Genomic DNA, 19,682 nt, shown 5'->3' with positions numbered 1-19,682 from the left:
GTCCGCCACGCCACGCGCGTGAGGCCCGGCCCGGAGTCGTGGTGACTCCGGGCCGGGCCTCCCCCCGCTGGGGCCCGCCGGTCGGCCGGGCCCTTCCCCCGCGAATGATGGCTAGTCGGTGCCGATCGCGTTCAGGACGTTCATCCGTCCCGCGCGGAACGCCGGGATCAGTGCCGCGAGCAGGCCCACCAGGGCCGAGCCGACGAGCACGCCGGTGATGGTCGGCCAGGGGATCTCCAGAACCTTCAGGCCCTCCAGGGACAGGAGCTTCTGGGCGGTCACGCCCCAGCCCATGCCGAGTCCGAGGCCGAGCAGCGCGCCGAAGAGGGCGATGACGACCGACTCCAGGCGGATCATGCGGCGCAGCTGGCGCCGTGAGAGGCCGATGGCCCGCATCAGGCCGATCTCCCGGGTCCGCTCGACGACCGACAGGGCGAGGGTGTTCACCACACCGAGGATCGCGACGACGATCGCCAGGACCAGCAGCCCGTAGATCATGTTCAGCAGCTGGCCGACCTGGTCCTTCAGGGCCTCCTTGTAGTCGGTCTGGTCGCGGACCTGGTACTGCGGGTAGTCGTGCATCGACGCCTTCAGCGCCTTGTACGCGGCCGCCTCCTGGCCGTCCTTCGCCGAGGCGAAGACCAGCATATCCAGCGGCATGTCCTCGGCCCGTACATGCTTGGCCAGCGTGCTGATGGAGGTGTACATCGCGCCCTGGTCGATGACGGCGTCGCTGCTGGTGATCGCGCGGACCGTCAGCTTCGCGGTGGCGTCACCGGGAAGGGTGACGTCGATCGTGGAGCCGAGGCGGATGCCGTGGTCCTTGGCGAACTCCTCGTGGACGGACATCGAGTCGGGCCGGTAGGCGTCGGCGAGCTTGCCCTGGACCGTCTCCACGCGCACGTCCTGGGGATACGTCGGGTCGGCGGCCGACAGCGCGGTGCCCTCGAGCGTCTTGCCGTCCGGGGTGCGGAAGTCGGCCTGGAGCCACTTGTACTCGGTGACCCGCTCCAGCCCCGGGGTGTCCTTGATCGCCTTGACGGCCTGCGCGGTGATCAGCTGGTCGCCGTCGTTCTGGACGATGAAGTCCGTGCCCACGCTCTTGTCGAGCTCGTCCGTCGCGGAAGCCACCATCGAGGAGCCCACCACCGACAGACACGCCACCAGCGCGAGGCCGATCATCAGCGCGGCCCCCGTGGCGCCGGTGCGGCGCGGGTTGCGCAACGCGTTGCGCTCGGCCATGCGGCCGACGGGCCCGAACATGCGCAGCAGGACGGCGCTGAGGACCCGTACGACACCGCCGGCGAGGACGGGTCCGATGACGACGAAGCCGATGAGGGTGAGGACGATGCCCAGGCCGAGGAACTGCGCGCCCTCGCTCGCCTTGTCCACGGTCGTGGTGACGTACAGGGCGAAGCCGCCCGCGCCGGTGAGGGCGAGACCGATCAGGGCGCGTATGACACCGGCCTTGGTGTCGGCCGGGGTGCCGGCGTCGCGCAGGGCGGCCATCGGCGAGATCCGGCCCGCGCGGCGGGCGGGCAGGTAGGCGGCCAGGACGGTGACGACGACGCCGAGGAACAGGCCGAGCGCCGGGGTCGTCCAGGCGACCGTCAGGTCCCTGGTGGACAGGTTCATGCCCATCAGGCCCATGAGCTTCATCAGCCCGATCGCGAGGCCGACGCCCGCGCCGGCGCCGAGCACCGAGCCGACGACACCGAGCAGCAGCGCCTCGACCAGCACGGACCGGTTGACCTGCTTGCGGCTGGAGCCGATGGCCCGCATCAGGCCGATCTCACGGGTGCGCTGGGCGACCAGCATGGAGAAGGTGTTGATGATCAGGAACACCCCCACCAGGAACGCGATGCCGGCGAAGCCGAGCATGGCGTACTTGATGACGTTCATGAACTCGCCGACGTCCTTGGCGTTCTCGTCGGCGACCTCCTTGGCGGTCTGCACCTGGTAGCCCCCGCCGAGGGCCTCGACGACGTTGCGCTTGACCTGCGCGTCGGTCATGCCGGGCGCGGCGGTGACGTTGACGTCGGTGTAGACGCCGCTCTCGCCGACCAGCGCCGCTTGCGCGGTCTTGGTGTCGAGGTAGAACAGCGCGGCACCGGGGTTGGTGACCTTGAACTCGACGACGCCGGAGATCTTCGCCCTGTGCGTGCCGACGGCCGTGATGACGCCGAGCTCGTCGCCGATCTTGAGGTGGTGCTTGTCGGCGGTGTCGGCGTCGACCATCACCTGGTCCGGGCCCTTCGGCGCCGAGCCGGAGGCGACCTTCATGGTGCGCGCCTCGTTGTCGTTCCAGTTGCCGACGATGGTCGGGGCGCCGCTGGAGGGCGAGAGGTTGTCCTTGTCGGCGTCGACGACGGTCACCGACGTCGAGAAGACGGCACCCTCCGCCGACCGCACACCGTCGACTGCGCGGACCTTCTCCAGCACGGACGCCGGCATGGCGGGCGGGCGGCCGTTGTCGGAGGTGGTCTCACCGGTGCCGGAGGCTTCCTTCGGGCTGACGGTGACATCGGAGGCGGTGGCCTGGAACAGCTTGTCGAACGTCGTGTTCATGGTGTCGGTGAACACCAGCGTGCCGCACACGAACGCCACCGACAGCACCACCGCCACCGCCGACAGCGCCATCCGGCCCTTGTGCGCGAAGAAGTTGCGCATCGAGGTCTTCAGCACGGTCATGACGTACGCCCCCGGGCGTCGAAGTCCTTCATGCGGTCCAGCACCTGCTCGGCGGTCGGCTGGTGCATCTCGTCGACGATGCGGCCGTCGGCGAGGTACAGCACGCGGTCGGCGTAGGAGGCGGCGACGGGGTCGTGGGTGACCATGACGATGGTCTGGCCCAGCTCGGTCACCGAGCGGCGCAGGAAGCCGAGGACCTCGGCGCCCGCGCGCGAGTCGAGGTTTCCGGTCGGCTCGTCACCGAAGATGATCTCGGGCCGGGCGGCGAGCGCCCGGGCCACGGCAACGCGCTGCTGCTGGCCGCCGGAGAGCTGGGTGGGCCGGTGCTTGAGCCGCCCGGCGAGCCCGACGGTCTCCACGACCCGGTCCAGCCACGCCCGGTCGGGCTTGCGGCCGGCGATGTCCATGGGCAGCGTGATGTTCTCGATCGCGTTCAGCGTGGGCAGCAGGTTGAACGCCTGGAAGATGAACCCGATCCGGTCCCGGCGCAGCTGTGTGAGCTTCTTGTCCTTCAGGCCGGTGATCTCGGTGTCGTCCAGATAGATCTGACCGCTCGTCACGGTGTCGAGCCCGGCCAGGCAGTGCATCAGCGTGGACTTGCCGGACCCCGACGGGCCCATGATCGCGGTGAACCGGCCGCGGGCGATGTCCACGTCCACGTGGTCCAGGGCGACGACCCGGGTCTCCCCCGACCCGTACGCCTTGACGACCTGTCGCGCCCGCGCGGCGACGGCCGTACGCCCTCCAGTGCTTTTGTGCCCGGGAATGGTCACAGCCGAAGTCACGGTATGTCTCCTAAGTCGGTCGTCAGACGGTCCGGGTGAATCGGTACGTCCATGAGTCTGCTGGCCGGGGCAGGTCCGGCGCGCTGGTGCACGGCCCCGTCTTGTGCGGGGGAAAACCCCACCCTCGTCGTTCGGGTACGCCGTCCCCAGCGGCGTAATGCCAGATTAGGAACGGCCCGCCGCCATCTCGTCCTACGGCGGTACGAACGCTCCCCGAGCCGAAGTACGGAGGTACCCCTAGGGGAGTCCACCGGCGGGCGGAGATCCTCTCGGGGTCCGCTACCTCCTCGGGCCCACCCAGGTTCCACCCTCCCGCCACGTCAGGCTCAAGTGGGAAGCTGTCCGGCAGCGGATGGGTGCAAGGGGCAACGACCAGCGAACGGGGAGGACCGACACGTGGGCAGCACCAGACCGACAGCGGCCGAGGACAGCGCGCGCCAGGACACCGCACCACGACGGCGCGGGCCCGTCGTCGCCGCGCTGATGCTGTCGATGGCGCTGGCCGCCCTCGACTCCACGATCGTCTCCACCGCCGTCCCGCAGATCGTCGGCGACCTCGGCGGTTTCTCCGTCTTCTCCTGGCTGTTCTCCGGCTATCTGCTCGCCGTGACGGTCACCCTCCCCGTGTACGGCAAGCTCTCCGACACCTTCGGCCGCAAGCCCGTCCTCGTCGCCGGGGCCTGTGTGTTCCTGCTGGGCTCGCTGCTGTGCGCCCTCGCCTGGAACATGGCCGCGCTCATCGCCTTCCGCATCGTCCAGGGCCTGGGCGGCGGGGCGCTGCAAGGAACCGTGCAGACGCTCGCCGCCGACCTGTATCCGCTGGAGGAACGCCCGAAGATCCAGGCCAAGCTGTCCACCGTGTGGGCTCTGTCGGCCGTCGCGGGGCCGGCCGTGGGCGGTGTCCTCGCCGGCTACGCCGACTGGCGCTGGATCTTCCTGGTCAACCTGCCGATCGGCGCGCTCGCGCTGTGGCTGATCGTCCGTCATCTGCACGAGCCCGCGCGGAAGAACGCGGCACGCGCGCGGGTCGACTGGGCGGGCGCCCTTGCCGTGTTCGCGTGCGGCGGCGTGCTGCTGACCGCGCTGGTGCAGGGCGGGGTGGCCTGGCCGTGGCTGTCGGCGCCGTCGCTGGGCCTGTTCGCGGCGGGGTTGGTGCTGGCCGCCGTGGTCGTGGTCGTCGAGCGCCGGGCCGCCGAGCCGATCATCCCGGGCTGGGTGTGGCGCCGGCGCACCATCGCCGCGGTCAACCTCGCCCTCGGCGCACTGGGCCTGCTGATGGTGGCGCCGACCGTGTTCCTGCCGACGTACGCCCAGTCGGTGCTCGGCCTCGGACCGGTCGCGGCCGGGTTCGTGCTGTGCGTCTGGACCCTGAGCTGGCCCATAGCCGCCGCCCACAGCCAGCACCTCTACCGGCGCATCGGCTTCCGCGACACCGCTCTGCTCGGCATCGGGACCGCCGCGCTGATCCTGTTCGCCTTCCCCTTTCTGCCGTACCCGGGCGAGGCCTGGCAGCCCGCCCTGCTGATGCTGCTGCTCGGCGCCGCCCTCGGCTTCTTCCAACTGCCGCTCATCGTCGGCGTGCAGTCCACGGTCGGCTGGTCCGAGCGCGGCACCACCACCGCCTCCGTCCTGTTCTGCCGCCAGACCGGGCAGACCGTCGGAGCCGCTGTCTTCGGGGCCGTCGCCAACGGTGTCCTCGCCGCCCGCCTCGGCGGCGCCGGCGACCTCGACTCCCTCACCCGCGCCCTCGACGCCGGCCCCGCCCCCGAGTCCGCCCGGCACGCCATCGCCGACGCCGTCCACGCCGTCTATCTCGGCGCGGCGAGCGCGGCGGCGCTGGCGTTCGTGGTCCTGCTGTGCGTGGCTCCCCGGCGGTTTCCCGTACTCCCCGCGGACTGAGGGGCGTCAAAGGGGCCCCGGGCTGTCAAAAGTCCGAGTTAACGCGGGTAACACCGCAGGTCAGCATGGCAAACGGTTACCGACCAGAAGGTTTGCCGAAACCCGTGCGGATCATGTTCCCGGCGAGTAACGTGCGTGCCCCCGCACCCCCCACTCCCTGCGGTCCGCCGCCGCGGACCCGAGCCGCGCGAGGAGCCCCGGGATGTCCTACGACCCGTCCCCACAGGCGTATCCCACCTACCCCTGGCAACCCGCACCCGTACCCGAACCCCCCGCTCCACCCGCCCAGATGCACGCCCCGCTCGGGCACCACAGCGACCTGCGCGTCCTGCGCGGCGCGTACCGCTGGCAGCGCCGCACCGCCACGCTCACCGCGCTCGGCTACTTCGTCCTGTTCCTGCTCATGTCGGCGTTCGCCCCCGGCTTCATGACCGGCACCGCCGCCGACGGACTGCCCGTCGGCCTGCTCCTCGCACTCGTCCAACTCCCCGTCACCTGGCTGGCGATCACCCTGTACGAGTACACGGCCCGCCGCCACGTCGACCCGATCGCCGACCGCATCCGCGAGCAGGCCCGGCTGGACGCCAAGCGGGAGGCCCGCCGATGAACGGCCTCAGCGACGACTCCCAGACCCTGTCCCTGCTGGCGTTCACCGCCATAGCCACCGTCACGCTGCTGCTGTGCGTGATGACCGGCCCCGACCGGGACGACCTCGACGAGTTCTACACCGGCTACAACTCCCTGTCCCCCCTGCGCAACGGCATGGCCATCGCCGGCGACTACATCTCCGCCGCGACCGTGCTGGGCACCGGCGGCGTCATCGCCATCTACGGCTACGACGGCATCGTCCTCGCCCTGAGCACCGCCCTGTCGCTGATGCTGCTGATGTTCCTGCTGGCCGAACCCCTGCGCAACGCGGGCCGGTTCACCATGGGCGACGCCTTCGCCCGCCGTATGCCGGGCCGTTCGGTACGCATCACCGCCTGCCTGGTGACACTCGCCGCCCTGCTGCCGATGATGCTCGTCCAGCTCGCCGGCGCCGGCCAACTGCTGTCCTTCATCCTCGGCTTCTCCGGCGAGTCCGTGCAGACCGGCTGCATCATCGGCCTCGGCGCCCTGATGATCAGCTACGCCGCCATCGGCGGCATGAAGGGCACCGCCCTGATCCAGATGCTGAAGATGGTCATGCTGCTCGGCTCCGGCGCCGTCGTCGCCGCCCTGCTGCTGAACCGCTTCGACTGGGACCCCGGAGCGCTGTTCGGCGCGGCCGCCCGGCAGAGCGGCGAGGGCGACGCCTTCCTCAGCTCCGGACTGTGGTTCGCGGACGGCCCCGCACCCGAACTCGACATGATCAGCACCCAGTTGGCGGTCGTCCTCGGCGGCGCCTGCCTCCCCCACGTCACCATGCGCATGTACACCGCCTCCAGCGCCCGCCAGGTGCGCCGCTCGATGTCCTGGGCGGTGTCGACCACGGCCCTGTTCGTGCTGATCATCACCGTCGTCGGCGTCGGGGCGACCGCTCTGGTCGGACGGGCCGCCGTCGTCCAGGCCGACCCGCAGGGCAACTCCGCCTATCTGCTCGGCTCCCGCGCGGCGTTCGGCGCCGGCATGTCCACGGCGGAGACCTTCCTGTTCACCACCGTCACCGCCGCCGTCTTCCTGACGCTGCTCGCCTCCGTCGCCGGGATGATCCTCGCCTGCGCCAACTCCCTCGCCCACGACGTCTTCGCCACCCGCCTGCGCGAGCTGTCCGGCCGCCACGAGATGGCACTCGCCCGCATCTCCGCCCTCGCCGTCGGCATCCCGGCCGTCCTGCTGGCGACCCTCGCCCAGCACCGCAGCCTGCAGCCGCTGGTGACGTTCTCCTTCTGCGTCGGCGCCTCCGCCCTCGCGCCCGCCCTGGTCTACAGCCTCTTCTGGCGCCGCTACACCCGCACCGGCCTGCTCGCCACCCTCATCGGCGGCACCCTCTCCGTCCTGCTCCTGATGCCCGGCACCAACCTCGTCTCCGGCTCCCCCCACTCCGCCTTCCCCGAAGCCGACTTCAACTTCTTCCCCTTCACCACCACCGGCCTCGCCACCATCCCCCTCGGCTTCGCCTTCGGCTGGCTCGGCACGGTGGCCTCCGGCGGTCGGGCGGGGGCGGAGCATCGTCGGCGGTACGAGGCGGTCGAGGCGTGGATCCTGGCGGGAGCGACCAGGAAGTGGTGAAGGTCGCCGTCTGTGGAGGGTGGTGACGGACCGTTCGCGGGCTGCGGGTCCGTTGTGGCCGCTCGCGCAGTTCCCCGCGCCTCTTCAAGCCCGACGGCGCCATGCGTCACTCGGTCGCCAGGCGGCCGGCCGTCAGGGCGGCGAGGCTGCTGCGGACATGGTCCATATGGGCGTGTACGTCGTCCCAGCGCTCGCCGTGTTCCCGCAGGACGCGCTCGGTCTCGCGGGCGACGCGGTCCTCGTGCAGGCGGGCCTCCGCGAGGAGTTCGGCGGCACGCGCGCATGCCTCCTCCTGACGGCGGCGGGCGGACTCCTCGGCCTCGGCGAAGGCCTGCTCGGCGTCCGCCAGGGCGGCCTCGGCGCGCACGACGAGCTGGGCGTGGCGGGAGTCGAGGGCCGCCGCACGGGCCTCGGTCTCCCGCTCGACGGCAGCCCACCGCTCGGCGAGGTCCTTCTGCTGGTCGTCGAGCACGCCGGAGGTACGCCGGCGCATCTCCCGCAGGGCGTCGAGCGCCTCCACGCGGCGATCCTTGACCTCACGCCGGGTGGTGACGCGGATGTCGTCCGCCTCGGCGCGCGCCGCGAGCACCTTCTGACGGGCCCGTTCCTCGGCGTCCGCACGCAGAGCGTCGGCCTCCTCCTGCGCCTCCTGGCGTACGCGCTGGGCGTGCTCCTCGGCCTGCGCGACCTGCTCGTGCGCGTCGTGCCGCGCGCGCTCGCGCACAGCCGCCGCCTCTTCGAGCCCGAGCTGGAAAATGCGCTGTGCGCGCTCCCCCAGCGAGTCGTACGTCTGCGGCGCGAGCCCCGCGACCGTCTCGCGCAACTCCTCCAGCTCGGCCTCCATCTCCTTGGCGAGCACCGTGAGCCGGGCGGCCCGCTCCCAGGCCGCGTCCCGGTCCCGGCAGAGCTCGGCCGTGAAGTCCTCCACCTCTTCGGGGCGGTAGCCGCGCCCCCGGACGGCCAGGAAGCCATGCGGTGACACCGATGCGCTGCTCATCGTGGAACCCCTCTCCGCCGACCCGCACGAAACGACGTACGAACGAGTTCGATCGACTGCTGTCGCTTTTCTGCTGTCGCATTTCGATTTCGCGCACATCTTGATGGATCAGACGGAAGTGTTCATAACGCGACACTCCGCGCAAAGGTTACTGAAGCAAGCAGAAGGGGCCGGCCCCGGTCGTCCAGCGACCAGGCCCGGCCCCTCCACGCGCGCGTGCGGCGCGGCTCTCCCCTCAGGGACGAGGCGTCACAACAAGCCGTCCCACATCTGCTCCAGCAGCACCGACCACCAGCTCTCCGGCGACCCCAGCGCCGCCGGGTCCAGCGCCGCGAGCTGCGCCTGGAAGTCGACGGTCCAACGGCCCGCCTGCTCCTGGTTCAGCCCGAACCGCAGCCGCCACATCCGGCCCAGCAGCGCCAGGCAGCGTACGAACTCCGGCAGCCCGGAGTTCACGAACTGCGGCGGCACCGGCGCCCCACCGGGCCCGGCCTCCACCGGCACCGCGACGATGTTCGCCGTCCCGTACTGCACACAGAGGGCCTTGCCGAAGTCGGTACCCATGACGAGGTACGACCCCGCGTCCGCGGCCGGCTGCACACCCCGCTCCGCGGCCAGCTCCGCCAGCGTCGGCACCGGCCGCCCCGGCTGGGCCTGCGCCCAGAAGAACGGCCCCATGTCCACCGGAAGCCCCGCCACGACCAGCGTGTGCGCCACGACCGGCGGCACGCCCTGCCGGGACACCGCCGCCTGCTCGAACCGGAACACCCCCGGCCCGAACGCCGCGGCCAGCTCCTGCCCCACCGCCTCCGGCGGAACCGGCTGAACCGGCTGCACCGGCGGCAACGGCGCCCGCACCGGCGCCGGCCGCGCGGGCCCGTCCGCCACCTGGTGCAGCTCACCCTGATGCGCCAGCAACTGCTGCATGCCCTGCTGCCGGCTCGCGTGATCCGTGCCGTACGGCGCGATGCTCGTGATCCGCGCCTGCGGCCACTGCTCCCGGATCATCCGCGCGCAGTACGCACCCGGCAGCTCACACGACTCCAGCTCCGTGTGCAGCTCCAGCACCTGGTCCGGCGGCACGTTCATCGCCCGCAGCTCATGGAAGATCTGCCACTCCGGATGCGGCGTACCCGGCGCCGAACGCCGGATCAGCTGCTGCTCCGAACCGTCCTGCGCCCGGTAGCGCAGCACCGCCTGGTAGCCCGGGCCGACCGTCGGCAGGCCCGTGGGCGGCTGCTGCGGGTAGCCGTACGCCGGCGGCGGCGTACCCGGGGCACCCGGCATACCCGGGGCACCGGGAGGCTGAGGTGCTCCCGGCATACCGGGAGCCGGCGGCGGAGGCGGAGGCGGCGCACCCGGGCCACCCACCGGCGGCGCGGCCAGCATGGTCTCGGCGTGGTGCACGGCGCCCTGCGCGCCGCCCAGAGAACCCTGCGCACCAGGGGCACCGGGCGGCTGAGGCGCACCCGGAGCACCGGGCATACCCGGGGCGCCAGGAGGCTGCGGCGCACCCGGCATACCCGGAGCGCCAGGAGCGCCAGGAGGCTGAGGCGCCCCCGGCATGCCCGGAGCGCCCGGAGGCTGCGGCGCGATCCCGCCCCTACCGCCCATGCTCGGGTCGGCCAGCATCGTCGCGGCGTGATGCACCCCGCCCGGGGGCGTGCCACCCGGCGCGTTCGGCGGCTTGGGGGCGCCCGGAGGCTGCGGCGCACCCGGAGCACCCGGCGGCTGAAGCCCGTCGGGGCCCAGCGCCGACACCAACTGCGTCGGTACGTACGCACCCGCACCCGGCGCCGGAGGAGGCGTACTCCCCTGAGGCGCGGGCGGCGGCGTGCTCCCCGGCCGCGCACCCGGCGCACCGGGCGCACCCGGCGGCGGAGGCGGCGTCGCACCGCCACGCGCCCGACGCGGCGGCGGCGCGGCCTTGCTGGTCGCGGCGTCGGCGATGTCCCCGGCGTTCGGCGCGAGCGACGACACCGGCGCACCCGGAGCACCGACCCCCGGCGGAGGCGTACCCGGCACACCCGGCATACCCGGAGCACCCACGCCCGGCGGAGGCGTACCCGGAGCACCCGGAGCCGCCGGCGCACCCTGCGGATACCCGTAGCTCGGCGCACCCGCCCCCGGAGGAGGCGTACTCCCCTGCGGCGCACCCGGCCCGCCCAGCGCCGGCGCGATCGCCGTCGGCGGAAGCTGGCTGCCGCCCGACATCAACGCCGTCTTGGCCTCCGGCGCCACCGGCGGCGGAGTGTTGTCGTCGACAACGCTCAACGGCGGCGCGAACACGGTCTCCGGCAGCGGAACGGAACGATCCTCACCCGCGTCGGCACCATTGGTGTCCGTACCCGCCCAAGGAGTCGCCCCCGGCGGAGGCCCACTCGGCGAACCCCCCGGTGGAGGCCCACTCGGCGAACTCCCGGGCGCAGAAGCCCCGCCCACCGGCACCCCGGCCTGGGTCCCCGGCAGCGGAACCCCCGCCTGGGTCTCCGGCAGCGGAGCCCCCTCACCGGAAGCAGGAGAAGCCGAAGCGGACGCCGCCGCCTCGCCCCGCCGGTCCGGAACCCCCATCCGGTCCGCCGCCTCCTGCAACCACTCCGGCGGAGTCAGCAGGAACGACGTCTGGTTCAGGTCCACCCGCGCCGCGGCAGGCGCCGGCGCATCGGCGGCGGCATCCGCGCTCCCGCCGTACTCCTCCTCGTACCGGCGGATCACCTCGCCCACCGGCAGCGAGGGCCACAGCGAGGCCTCACCACTGTCCCGGGCGATCACCAGCCGCTGCGCACCACCGTCCGACCGCGGCCCGTCGGCACGGTCCTCCGCCCACACCACGAACCCGAGACCGAACTCCCGCACCCGCACCTCACGATGCTGGTACGACGGCACGTCCCCGTTGATCCACTCCTCGCCGCGCTCCTGCGCCTGCGCAAAGGTCACCATCGCGAAGCTCACTCCCCCGCAGCCGCGGCGGCGACAGGCACGGCCCGCGCGAAACCGCCGTCCACCATCAGATTCGCCACCGTCTCCAACTCCGGCGGAGAACCCGCCAGCCGGGACAGGAACACATCGAAGTCCTCACCGCACGGCAGCAACAACCGCTCCACCCGCTCGGCGGGCGCCCACGAGGGATCGACATCCCGCGCGTCGTCGTACGCGCAGAACCACACCGAACCGATCCGCTCGCCCTTCACCTTCACCGCCAGCAGACCGCCCTGCACGAAGGCGACACCCAGATAGTCCTTGGTCAGATGGTCGCGCAGACACTTGTTCACGTACACCAGGTCGTTGACCGCGGCCTCGTCCCGCACCGTGAAGAACGGCTGGTCCACCAGCAGCCCCAACTCCGCGTCCAGCGCGGTCCCCACCGGCGCACACCCGCCCGCGGCCTTCAGGAACGACCGGTACGCGCCCGGCAGCCGGTACCCGAGGTCCTCCTCGACCTGCTGCACCTGCTGCTCCGACACCGCGACCCCGGACTTCGGCAGACCGAAGTGCGCCGGACGCGTCTCCTGCAACGGCCGCGTCCCCCGCTTGGTCTGGTCCACCGCCGCCGTCGCGACACCGCCGTGATGCCGCAGCAACGCCTTCACCTCGACCGGCACCAGCTCCACGCGCCGCGTACCCGCCACGTGATGCCACGTCCAGCCGTGCGGCGTCGCCACCGCCGGCACCGTGTCCCACAACGCATGACCAGACGCGGACAAAGCGGCATTCGCCGACACATAGTCCGTCAACCGCAGCTCGTCCACACCGAAACCCTCCGGCGGATCCGCGATCTCCGCAGCCGCACGCGCATAAGGAGAGAAGTCGGGGTAGCCGCGCTCGTCCACCCGCACCCCGGCGGGATGACGAGACGCCCGGACCGGGTCCGGGAAATGCACGACCTGCCCGGCGTAGGCCGCGTTCGGCGGCGCGGCTTGCTGCCCGAGCCGACCTGTCGTCATGGCGGTTGCCCCCTGCGGCACTCTGTACGGCCCGTAGTCGCCGGCCCAGCGCCGACTCAGCCCACCACGGCCCGTATCCGACTGTCTCCAACGCGCTGACCGCTGTCACCAACGCATCGACCGCGCCTCACGCGGTGCCGACAGCCTATGCGGTACGCCTCCACCGGTCACCGGCGCTCCGCTTCCGTGACCAGCCGTCACCCCGCCGTGACAGCCCGCCCAAACCCGGGCGTGTCGCACCGCCCCAGCTTCCGCACCAGCCACGCCATTTGGCAGTCTGGACCCTTCGGGGGGATGCTCGGGAGGGGATGACGATCATGAACACGACGCAGACGGGACCACAGACAGCCACCACGGGCGACCCCCGCATCGGGTGGAGCAGCACCGACACACCCCCCGCCCCCACCCTGCGCCACCGCCGCGACGGCATACTCCCCACCGTCGCCGCCGCCCTCTCCGTCCGCGGCGCCACCCTCACCGGCACCGCCGCCCGCGGCGACACCCCACCCCCGCTGCACCCACTCGTCCAGGACTTCCTCGACACCCTCGGCAGCGACCGCCGCGACCGCTTCACCGGCCGCTGCGCCGAGACCATCCTCATCTCCCGGCACCTCACCACCGCCGACGCCACCCGCAGCAAACGCGCCGCCCGCAAACCCATGACCAACGGCGAAGCCCGCAAAGCCCTCAAACAGGCCAAGCTCACCGCCCGCCGCATCCGCGAGGACGGCGACCCCCTCCACGGCAGCTTCGCCGCCCCCTGCCGCGCCTGCACCGCCCTCAGCGCCCACTTCGGCGTACGCATCGTCGACCCGGCCACGGCCACCGACTAAAAACCCACCCCGGCAACCACACACCGATACCAAGGGCAGATGCACCCCGACCGCGCCTCCACCACCCGCTTCTCCGTCCCCGTCGACGCCGCCCTGCGCACCGCCGGCTGGCAACCCGGACGCTGGGACATCAAACAGGCCGAGACCTGGGCCGACACCCTGCGCGGACACACCTCACCCGCCGGCCACCGCCACGCCGTCTTCCCCGCCGCCGTCGAAGCGTGGGCAGAATTCGGCGGCCTCCACATCGCCCCCAACGGCCCCGGCCGCCAGATCGCCCCCGCCGCGCTCCACCTCGACCCCCTGCACGGCCTCCACCTCGCCCGCACCCTCGGCGACCTCGGCCGCGCCCTCGACACCGAGGTCAGCCCCCTCGGCACCGAGACCGACACCCAGGCACTCCTCGCCATCGACGCCGAAGGCCGCGTCTACGCCCTCGACCACACCGGCGACTGGTACCTCGGCCCCGACATCGACCACGCGCTGACGACCCTCGTCACCGGCATACAGCCCGTGCGCCTCACCGCGGGCTGAGCCCACCGGGTCACGACGCCGGAATCACCGCCGACACCCGGAAGCCCCCCGCCTCCGTCGGCCCCGACACGAACACCCCGCCCAACGCGAGGACCCGCTCCCTCATCCCCACCAGCCCGTTCCCCCCGGACGGCAGACCCGGCGACGACACCTCCGGCGGCGGCTCGTTCTCCACCTGCATCGCGATCTCCGACACCCGATGCGCCACCCGCACATACGTCTTCGCACCCGCCGCATGCTTGTGCGCGTTCGTCAACGCCTCCTGCACCACCCGATACGCCGTCTGCTCGATCTCCGGCGCATACACGCACTCGGTCCCCTCCACCGACAGCGCCACCACCATCCCCGCAGCAGCCGACTGCCCGACCAGTTCCTCCAGATCCTCCAGACACGGCCCCTCCGACACCGGCTGCTCGTCCACGGCGGCAACCGCCACCACCGGCACCTCACGCGGTCGCACACCGTCCCCGCTGCGCAGCACCCCGAGCATCTCCCGCAGCTCCGTCAGCGCCTGCCGCCCCATGTCCCCCACGAGCGCGGCATTCCGCACAGCTTTCTCCGGATCCTTCCGGGCCACGGCCTGCAGAGCAGCGGCATGCACCACCATCAGACTCACCCGATGCGCGACGACGTCATGCATCTCCCGGGCGATCCGCGTCCGCTCCTCATTACGCGCCCACTCCGCCCGCTCCTCCGCCCGCTCCGCGAGCAGCTGCAACTCCCGCTCCAGGCTGTCCGCCCGCTCCCGCAAGCTCTCCATCAGCCTGCGCCGCGCACCGACGTACATCCCCAGCAGCAACGGCGGCGCGGTCATCCCGACGGACATGGTCAGCGCGAAGAAGGGAGCGAACCACTCGCCCGCCTCGACATCGGCGTCCGACATCTCCCGCGCCTGCACGAACGCCACCACCAGCATCCCCAGCAGCGACATCCCGGCCAGCGAGGCGATGATCCTGCGCGGCAGCTCGGACGCGGCGAGCGTGTAGAGACCTACGACGCCCATCAGATAGCCCATCTGCGCGGGCGCGACCGCGATGGACACCAGCACGACAGCGATGGGCCACCGCCGCCTGAACAGCAGCACGGAGCCGGCCAGGACCCCGAACACCACCCCCGCCACCGCCGGAATCCCGGCGTCCTGAGCGAACGGAATCCCTCGCGCGCCGCACTCCACCGCGGAGGCGAACGCGAGCCCTCCGTCCAACAGGGCACTACGCCATCTGACCCACCACCACGGCCCCTTCCGGACCGTGGCGTGCTCTTCCCCCGTCGTGGTCATGCCCTCCAGCCTACGGGCGCCGACCCTCGCTTTTCCGGCGAGTTTCCACGACTGGCCTACACCACACTCCGTAATCGAATAACTGCGAAACCGACAGGTATCCCTCGAACTGTCGAATCACTTCCGTTCGATCCCGGAAGCTTCCATTCCACCCAGACGGTATGCACGTGAGCCGAGCTCTACCGTCGCATCGAAGGCTGATGGTGCGGCATAGTAGGTGCCGCGACCTCAGCGGACTGACCAAATGTCCGTTTCGGGTGGCTTTACACTCCCCTGTGGTGTAATCGGCAACACGGGTCACTTTGGATGATTTGTTCCAGGTTCGAGTCCTGGCAGGGGAGCCACAGCACACAAGACCTCAGCGCGGGCCCTGACAGCACAGTCAGGGCCCGCACTCATGTCCCCCCACCCCCACCCCGGTATCCTGCGGATGTCCACCCCTCCCCCAAACAGCCGAAGGGCATCCCGTGAGCGCCATTCGCCCGGCAGCCGTCGTCGTTCTCGCAGCGGGTGAGGGCACCCGTATGAAGTCGGCCACACCGAAGGTCCTGCATGAGATCTGTGGCCGCAGTCTGGTGGGCCATGTGCTGGCCGCAGCCGGTGAGCTGGAGCCGCAGAACCTCGTGGTCGTCGTCGGGCACGCCCGGGAGCAGGTCACCGCGCACCTGAACAGCGTCGCGCCCGAGGTACGCACCGCCGTGCAGGCGGAGCAGAACGGCACCGGGCACGCCGTACGGATGGGGCTCGAAGAGCTGGGCGGAGTCGTCGACGGGACGGTCATCGTCGTGTGCGGCGACACCCCGCTGCTCACCGGCGCCACCCTCAAGGCGCTCTCCGGGACGCACACCACCGACGGCAACGCCGTCACCGTGCTGACGGCCGAGATGCCGGACGCGACCGGCTACGGCCGGATCGTGCGGGACGAGACCGGTGCCGTGACCGCCATCGTGGAGCACAAGGACGCGGACGACACGATCCGTGCGATCCGGGAGATCAACTCCGGAGTGTTCGCGTTCGACGGCCGGCTGCTCGCCGAGGCGCTGAAGCAGGTGCGCACCGACAACAGCCAGGGCGAGGAGTACCTCACCGACGTCCTCGGCATCCTGCGCGAGGCCGGGCACCGGGTGGGGGCCTCCGTCGCGGGCGACCACCGTGAGATCGCCGGCATCAACAACCGTGTGCAGCTCGCCGAGGCCCGCCGCATCCTCAACGACCGGCTGCTGACCGAGGCCATGCTCGCCGGTGTGACCGTCGTCGACCCGGCCACGACCTGGGTCGACGTGACCGTCACCTTCGAGCAGGACGCGATCGTGCACCCGGGCACGCAGCTCCAGGGCACCACGCACATCGCCGAGGGCGCCGAGGTCGGCCCCAACAGCCGGCTGCTGGACACCCGGGTGGGCCCGGGGGCGCGGGTGGACAACACCGTGTCCAACGGGGCCGTCGTCGGTCCGAACGCGTCCGTGGGCCCGTACGCCTATCTGCGTCCGGGTACGCGTCTCGGCGCGAAGGGCAAGATCGGTACGTACGTGGAGACGAAGAACGCCTCCATCGGCGAGGGCACCAAGATCCCGCACCTCTCCTACGTCGGTGACGCGACGATCGGTGAGTTCACGAACATCGGTGCCGCGAGCGTCTTCGTGAACTACGACGGGCAGGACAAGCACCACACGACCGTCGGGTCGCACTGCCGTACCGGTTCGGACAACATGTTTGTGGCGCCTGTCACGATCGGGGACGGTGCCTACACGGCTGCCGGGTCGGTCATCACCAAGGATGTGCCGCCCGGTTCGCTGGCCGTGGCCCGCGGTCAGCAGCGGAATATCGAGGGTTGGGTGGCCCGTAAGCGTCCGGGCAGTGCGGCCGCGAAGGCGGCCGAGGTGGCCTCTCGCGAGGAGAGCGGCGAGGGCTGACCGGAAACAGGTCCGTCAAACACGGCGTACCGTGATAAGTGCACACCCCCACCCACCAGCTGAGACGGCCTGCCGCGCCCCAGCGGCGAGGTCTCTCGACACCCAGCTGCGACACCTCTGAGGAGACAGTGCTGTGACCGGGATCAAGACGACCGGCGAGAAGAAGATGATGTTCTTCTCCGGCCGCGCCCACCCCGAGCTTGCCGAGGAGGTCGCCCAACAGCTGGGTGTCGGGGTTGTCCCGACGAAGGCCTTCGACTTCGCCAACGGTGAGATCTACGTCCGTTACCAGGAGTCGGCGCGTGGTGCGGACTGCTTCGTGATCCAGAGCCACACGGCTCCGATCAACCAGTGGATCATGGAGCAGCTGATCATGATCGACGCGCTGAAGCGTGCGTCGGCTCGTTCCATCACGGTGATCGTGCCGTTCTACGGTTACGCGCGGCAGGACAAGAAGCACCGTGGTCGTGAACCGATCTCGGCGCGTCTGATCGCGGATCTGATGAAGACGGCGGGTGCCGACCGGATTCTCACCGTCGATCTGCACACGGACCAGATCCAGGGCTTCTTCGACGGTCCGGTGGACCACCTGTTCGCGCTGCCGCTGCTGGCGGACTACGTGGGTGCGAAGGTGGACCGGGCGAAGCTGACGGTCGTGTCCCCGGATGCGGGCCGGGTGCGGGTGGCGGACCGCTGGTGCGACCGTCTGGGTGCGCCGCTGGCGATCGTGCACAAGCGGCGTGACAAGGACGTGGCGAACCAGGTGACCGTCCACGAGGTGGTCGGTGAGGTCGAGGGTCGTGTGTGTGTCCTGGTGGACGACATGATCGACACGGGTGGCACGATCTGTGCGGCGGCCGACGCGCTGTTCGCGCACGGTGCGGAGGATGTCATCGTGACGGCCACGCACGGTGTGCTGTCGGGTCCGGCGGCGGACCGGCTGAAGAACTCGCGGGTGAGTGAGTTCGTGTTCACGAACACGCTGCCGACGCCGGGTGAGCTGTCGCGTGATCTGGACAAGCTGACGGTGCTGTCGATCGCTCCGACGATCGCGAGCGCGGTGCGTGAGGTCTTCGAGGATGGTTCGGTGACGAGCCTGTTCGACGAGCAGTAAGGGTTCTGCAGGGCCCCCCTGGCGGGGCCTGGTGATCCTTTTGGGTACGGCCTCCCTCTCCGAGTAGACTGCTGAAGTTGCTCGGCGAGGGAGGCCGTACTCGTGTGTACGGCGGTCCGTTATCGACGCGCTCTTCGTAGCAGGCCGTTCGTGGCCGGGTGACCACGTCCGTTTCCTATGTATCTACGAGGAGTGAACATGTCCGAGGTGAAGATCGCCGCCGAGTCGCGCACCGAGTTCGGCAAGGGTGCCGCCCGCCGTATCCGCCGTGAGAACAAGGTTCCCGGTGTTCTGTACGGTCACGGTTCGGACCCGCTGCACCTGACGCTGCCGGGTCACGAGCTGCTGCTGGCGCTGCGTACGCCGAACGTCCTGATCTCCCTGGACATCGACGGCAAGTCCCAGGAGCTGGCGATCCCGAAGGCTGTGCAGCGTGACCCGCTGAAGGGTTACCTGGAGCACGTCGACCTGCAGCTGGTCCAGCGCGGCGAGACGGTCACGGTCGAGATCCCGGTCGTCGCCGAGGGCGAGCTGGCCGCCGGTGGCAACCTGCTCGAGCACGTGCTGAACGCGCTGCCGGTCGAGGCCGAGGCCACGCACATCCCGGAGCAGCTCACGGTGTCGGTGGAGGGTCTCGCGGCGGGTGCCTCGATCCAGGCCAAGGACATCGCGCTCCCGAACGGTGTGAAGCTGGCCGTCGAGGACGACACCGTCGTCCTGCAGATCCTGGCCGCGCAGGCCGAGGAGGCCCCGGCGGGCGAGGCCGCCGAGGGTGAAGAGGCCGCCGAGGCCTGATCCTCGAGGATCTTTCGTTGTGTCAGCCGCTGTTCCCTTCGGGGGCAGCGGCTGGCTCGCATTCCAGGCCCGTATCGAGGAGAGATGGACGTGACGACCGACCCGAGTGCCCCCTGGCTGATCGCCGGGCTCGGCAATCCCGGACCCGAGTACGCGATGAACCGGCACAACGTGGGGTTCATGGTGGCGGATCTGCTGGCCGAGCGGATGGGGGGGAAGTTCAAGCGGGCCGGCAAGGCGCAGGCGCAGGTCGTGGAGGGGCGGATCGGGCCGCCGGGGCCGTCGAACCGGCGGGTGATCCTGGTGAAGCCGATGTCGTACATGAATCTGTCCGGTGGGCCGGTGAACGCGTTGCGGGACTTCTACAAGGTGCCGGTGGGTCATGTGGTGGCGGTGCATGACGAGCTGGACATCGATTACGGGACGCTGCGGCTGAAGCTGGGCGGTGGGGACAACGGGCACAACGGTCTGAAGTCGATGACGAAGGCGTTCGGTGCGGACTACCACCGGGTGCGGTTCGGGATCGGGCGACCTCCGGGGCGGATGCCGGTCGCGGATTTCGTGCTGAAGGACTTCGCCTCGGCGGAGCGCAAGGAGCTGGACTACTTCGTGGACCGCGCGGCGGACGCGGTGGAGTGTCTGGTGATCGAGGGGCTGGAGAGGGCGCAGGGCACGTACAACTCGTGA

15 protein-coding genes and 1 tRNA gene are annotated in these 19,682 nt (G+C 70.9%); 10 read left to right on the top strand and 6 right to left on the bottom strand.

From position 1 onward, the window contains the following. Window positions 1–111 precede the first annotated feature (111 nt). Entirely contained in the window at window positions 112–2,691 is a 2,580-nt protein-coding gene (locus ACIQ6Y_RS24330) for an ABC transporter permease (RefSeq protein ID WP_404042059.1), read from the bottom strand. Continuing rightward, window positions 2,688–3,476, bottom strand: a complete 789-nt coding sequence (locus ACIQ6Y_RS24325; protein WP_404042058.1) for an ABC transporter ATP-binding protein — start codon at window positions 3,474–3,476, stop codon at window positions 2,688–2,690. Before ACIQ6Y_RS24325 ends, ACIQ6Y_RS24330 begins: the two co-directional genes overlap by 4 nt. A gap of 396 nt (window positions 3,477–3,872) precedes the next feature. Between ACIQ6Y_RS24325 and ACIQ6Y_RS24320 the strand changes: the two genes are divergently transcribed. From ACIQ6Y_RS24320 to ACIQ6Y_RS24310, 3 genes are all read left to right on the top strand, one after another. Next, complete coding sequence (locus tag ACIQ6Y_RS24320) at window positions 3,873–5,375, top strand: MFS transporter (protein WP_404042057.1); 1,503 nt, start codon at window positions 3,873–3,875, stop codon at window positions 5,373–5,375. A gap of 202 nt (window positions 5,376–5,577) precedes the next feature. After that, complete coding sequence (locus tag ACIQ6Y_RS24315) at window positions 5,578–5,982, top strand: DUF485 domain-containing protein (RefSeq protein WP_404042056.1); 405 nt, start codon at window positions 5,578–5,580, stop codon at window positions 5,980–5,982. Further along, the gene (locus ACIQ6Y_RS24310; RefSeq protein ID WP_404042055.1) at window positions 5,979–7,586 is read left to right on the top strand and encodes a cation acetate symporter; all 1,608 of its coding nucleotides are present in this window, start codon (window positions 5,979–5,981) and stop codon (window positions 7,584–7,586) included. The genes ACIQ6Y_RS24315 and ACIQ6Y_RS24310 overlap by 4 nt, the downstream gene beginning before the upstream one ends. A gap of 106 nt (window positions 7,587–7,692) precedes the next feature. Here ACIQ6Y_RS24310 and ACIQ6Y_RS24305 read toward each other — a convergent pair whose 3' ends face one another. The 3 genes from ACIQ6Y_RS24305 to ACIQ6Y_RS24295 all read right to left on the bottom strand — a co-directional run bounded on the left by ACIQ6Y_RS24305 (window position 7,693) and on the right by ACIQ6Y_RS24295 (window position 12,527). After that, on the bottom strand, window positions 7,693–8,583 hold the full coding sequence (locus tag ACIQ6Y_RS24305; protein ID WP_404042054.1) for a cellulose-binding protein: 891 nt from the start codon (window positions 8,581–8,583) through the stop codon (window positions 7,693–7,695). Between the two features lie 249 nt (window positions 8,584–8,832). After that, entirely contained in the window at window positions 8,833–11,523 is a 2,691-nt protein-coding gene (locus tag ACIQ6Y_RS24300; protein WP_404042053.1) for an SUKH-4 family immunity protein, read from the bottom strand. Window positions 11,524–11,531: 8 nt separating this feature from the next. Then, window positions 11,532–12,527, bottom strand: coding sequence for an SMI1/KNR4 family protein (locus ACIQ6Y_RS24295; protein WP_404042052.1), 996 nt, complete (start codon window positions 12,525–12,527; stop codon window positions 11,532–11,534). Window positions 12,528–12,835: 308 nt separating this feature from the next. Here ACIQ6Y_RS24295 and ACIQ6Y_RS24290 point away from each other — a divergent pair, with 308 nt between their 5' ends. Beyond that, window positions 12,836–13,360 (top strand): YwqJ-related putative deaminase, encoded by a 525-nt coding sequence (locus ACIQ6Y_RS24290; protein ID WP_404042051.1) that lies wholly within the window; start codon window positions 12,836–12,838, stop codon window positions 13,358–13,360. A 39-nt stretch (window positions 13,361–13,399) separates the two neighbouring features. Next, entirely contained in the window at window positions 13,400–13,894 is a 495-nt protein-coding gene (locus ACIQ6Y_RS24285) for an SUKH-3 domain-containing protein (protein WP_404042050.1), read from the top strand. 10 nt (window positions 13,895–13,904) lie between these two features. Here the strand turns inward: ACIQ6Y_RS24285 and ACIQ6Y_RS24280 are convergent, their stop codons facing one another. Beyond that, window positions 13,905–15,173, bottom strand: coding sequence for a sensor histidine kinase (locus ACIQ6Y_RS24280; RefSeq protein WP_404042049.1), 1,269 nt, complete (start codon window positions 15,171–15,173; stop codon window positions 13,905–13,907). Between the two features lie 269 nt (window positions 15,174–15,442). Here ACIQ6Y_RS24280 and ACIQ6Y_RS24275 point away from each other — a divergent pair. The 5 genes from ACIQ6Y_RS24275 to pth all read left to right on the top strand — a co-directional run bounded on the left by ACIQ6Y_RS24275 (window position 15,443) and on the right by pth (window position 19,682). Then, window positions 15,443–15,517: transfer RNA gene (locus ACIQ6Y_RS24275), tRNA-Gln, on the top strand. Between the two features lie 123 nt (window positions 15,518–15,640). Next, complete coding sequence (gene glmU, locus ACIQ6Y_RS24270) at window positions 15,641–17,086, top strand: bifunctional UDP-N-acetylglucosamine diphosphorylase/glucosamine-1-phosphate N-acetyltransferase GlmU (protein ID WP_404042048.1); 1,446 nt, start codon at window positions 15,641–15,643, stop codon at window positions 17,084–17,086. A gap of 133 nt (window positions 17,087–17,219) precedes the next feature. Beyond that, complete coding sequence (locus ACIQ6Y_RS24265) at window positions 17,220–18,200, top strand: ribose-phosphate diphosphokinase (RefSeq protein WP_404042047.1); 981 nt, start codon at window positions 17,220–17,222, stop codon at window positions 18,198–18,200. Between the two features lie 198 nt (window positions 18,201–18,398). Continuing rightward, window positions 18,399–18,995 (top strand): 50S ribosomal protein L25/general stress protein Ctc, encoded by a 597-nt coding sequence (locus ACIQ6Y_RS24260; protein ID WP_404042046.1) that lies wholly within the window; start codon window positions 18,399–18,401, stop codon window positions 18,993–18,995. A gap of 84 nt (window positions 18,996–19,079) precedes the next feature. Next, entirely contained in the window at window positions 19,080–19,682 is a 603-nt protein-coding gene (pth, locus tag ACIQ6Y_RS24255) for an aminoacyl-tRNA hydrolase (protein ID WP_404042045.1), read from the top strand.

The organism is Streptomyces sp. NPDC096205 (assembly GCF_044763135.1).
Taxonomy (GTDB): domain Bacteria; phylum Actinomycetota; class Actinomycetes; order Streptomycetales; family Streptomycetaceae; genus Streptomyces.
This window is presented reverse-complemented; position numbering and strand designations above follow the sequence as displayed.

Bases quoted from the DNA above. Each gene is read 5' to 3' on its own strand.
- ACIQ6Y_RS24295 (WP_404042052.1), bottom strand. From the start codon at position 12,527: ATGACGACAGGTCGGCTCGGGCAGCAAGCCGCGCCGCCGAACGCGGCC.
- ACIQ6Y_RS24290 (WP_404042051.1), top strand. From the start codon at position 12,836: ATGACGATCATGAACACGACGCAGACGGGACCACAGACAGCCACCACG.
- ACIQ6Y_RS24260 (WP_404042046.1), top strand. From the start codon at position 18,399: ATGTCCGAGGTGAAGATCGCCGCCGAGTCGCGCACCGAGTTCGGCAAG.
- ACIQ6Y_RS24305 (WP_404042054.1), bottom strand. From the start codon at position 8,583: ATGAGCAGCGCATCGGTGTCACCGCATGGCTTCCTGGCCGTCCGGGGG.
- ACIQ6Y_RS24280 (WP_404042049.1), bottom strand. From the start codon at position 15,173: ATGACCACGACGGGGGAAGAGCACGCCACGGTCCGGAAGGGGCCGTGG.
- ACIQ6Y_RS24285 (WP_404042050.1), top strand. From the start codon at position 13,400: ATGCACCCCGACCGCGCCTCCACCACCCGCTTCTCCGTCCCCGTCGAC.
- ACIQ6Y_RS24315 (WP_404042056.1), top strand. From the start codon at position 5,578: ATGTCCTACGACCCGTCCCCACAGGCGTATCCCACCTACCCCTGGCAA.
- ACIQ6Y_RS24330 (WP_404042059.1), bottom strand. From the start codon at position 2,691: ATGACCGTGCTGAAGACCTCGATGCGCAACTTCTTCGCGCACAAGGGC.
- pth (WP_404042045.1), top strand. From the start codon at position 19,080: ATGGACGTGACGACCGACCCGAGTGCCCCCTGGCTGATCGCCGGGCTC.
- ACIQ6Y_RS24310 (WP_404042055.1), top strand. From the start codon at position 5,979: ATGAACGGCCTCAGCGACGACTCCCAGACCCTGTCCCTGCTGGCGTTC.
- ACIQ6Y_RS24300 (WP_404042053.1), bottom strand. From the start codon at position 11,523: ATGGTGACCTTTGCGCAGGCGCAGGAGCGCGGCGAGGAGTGGATCAAC.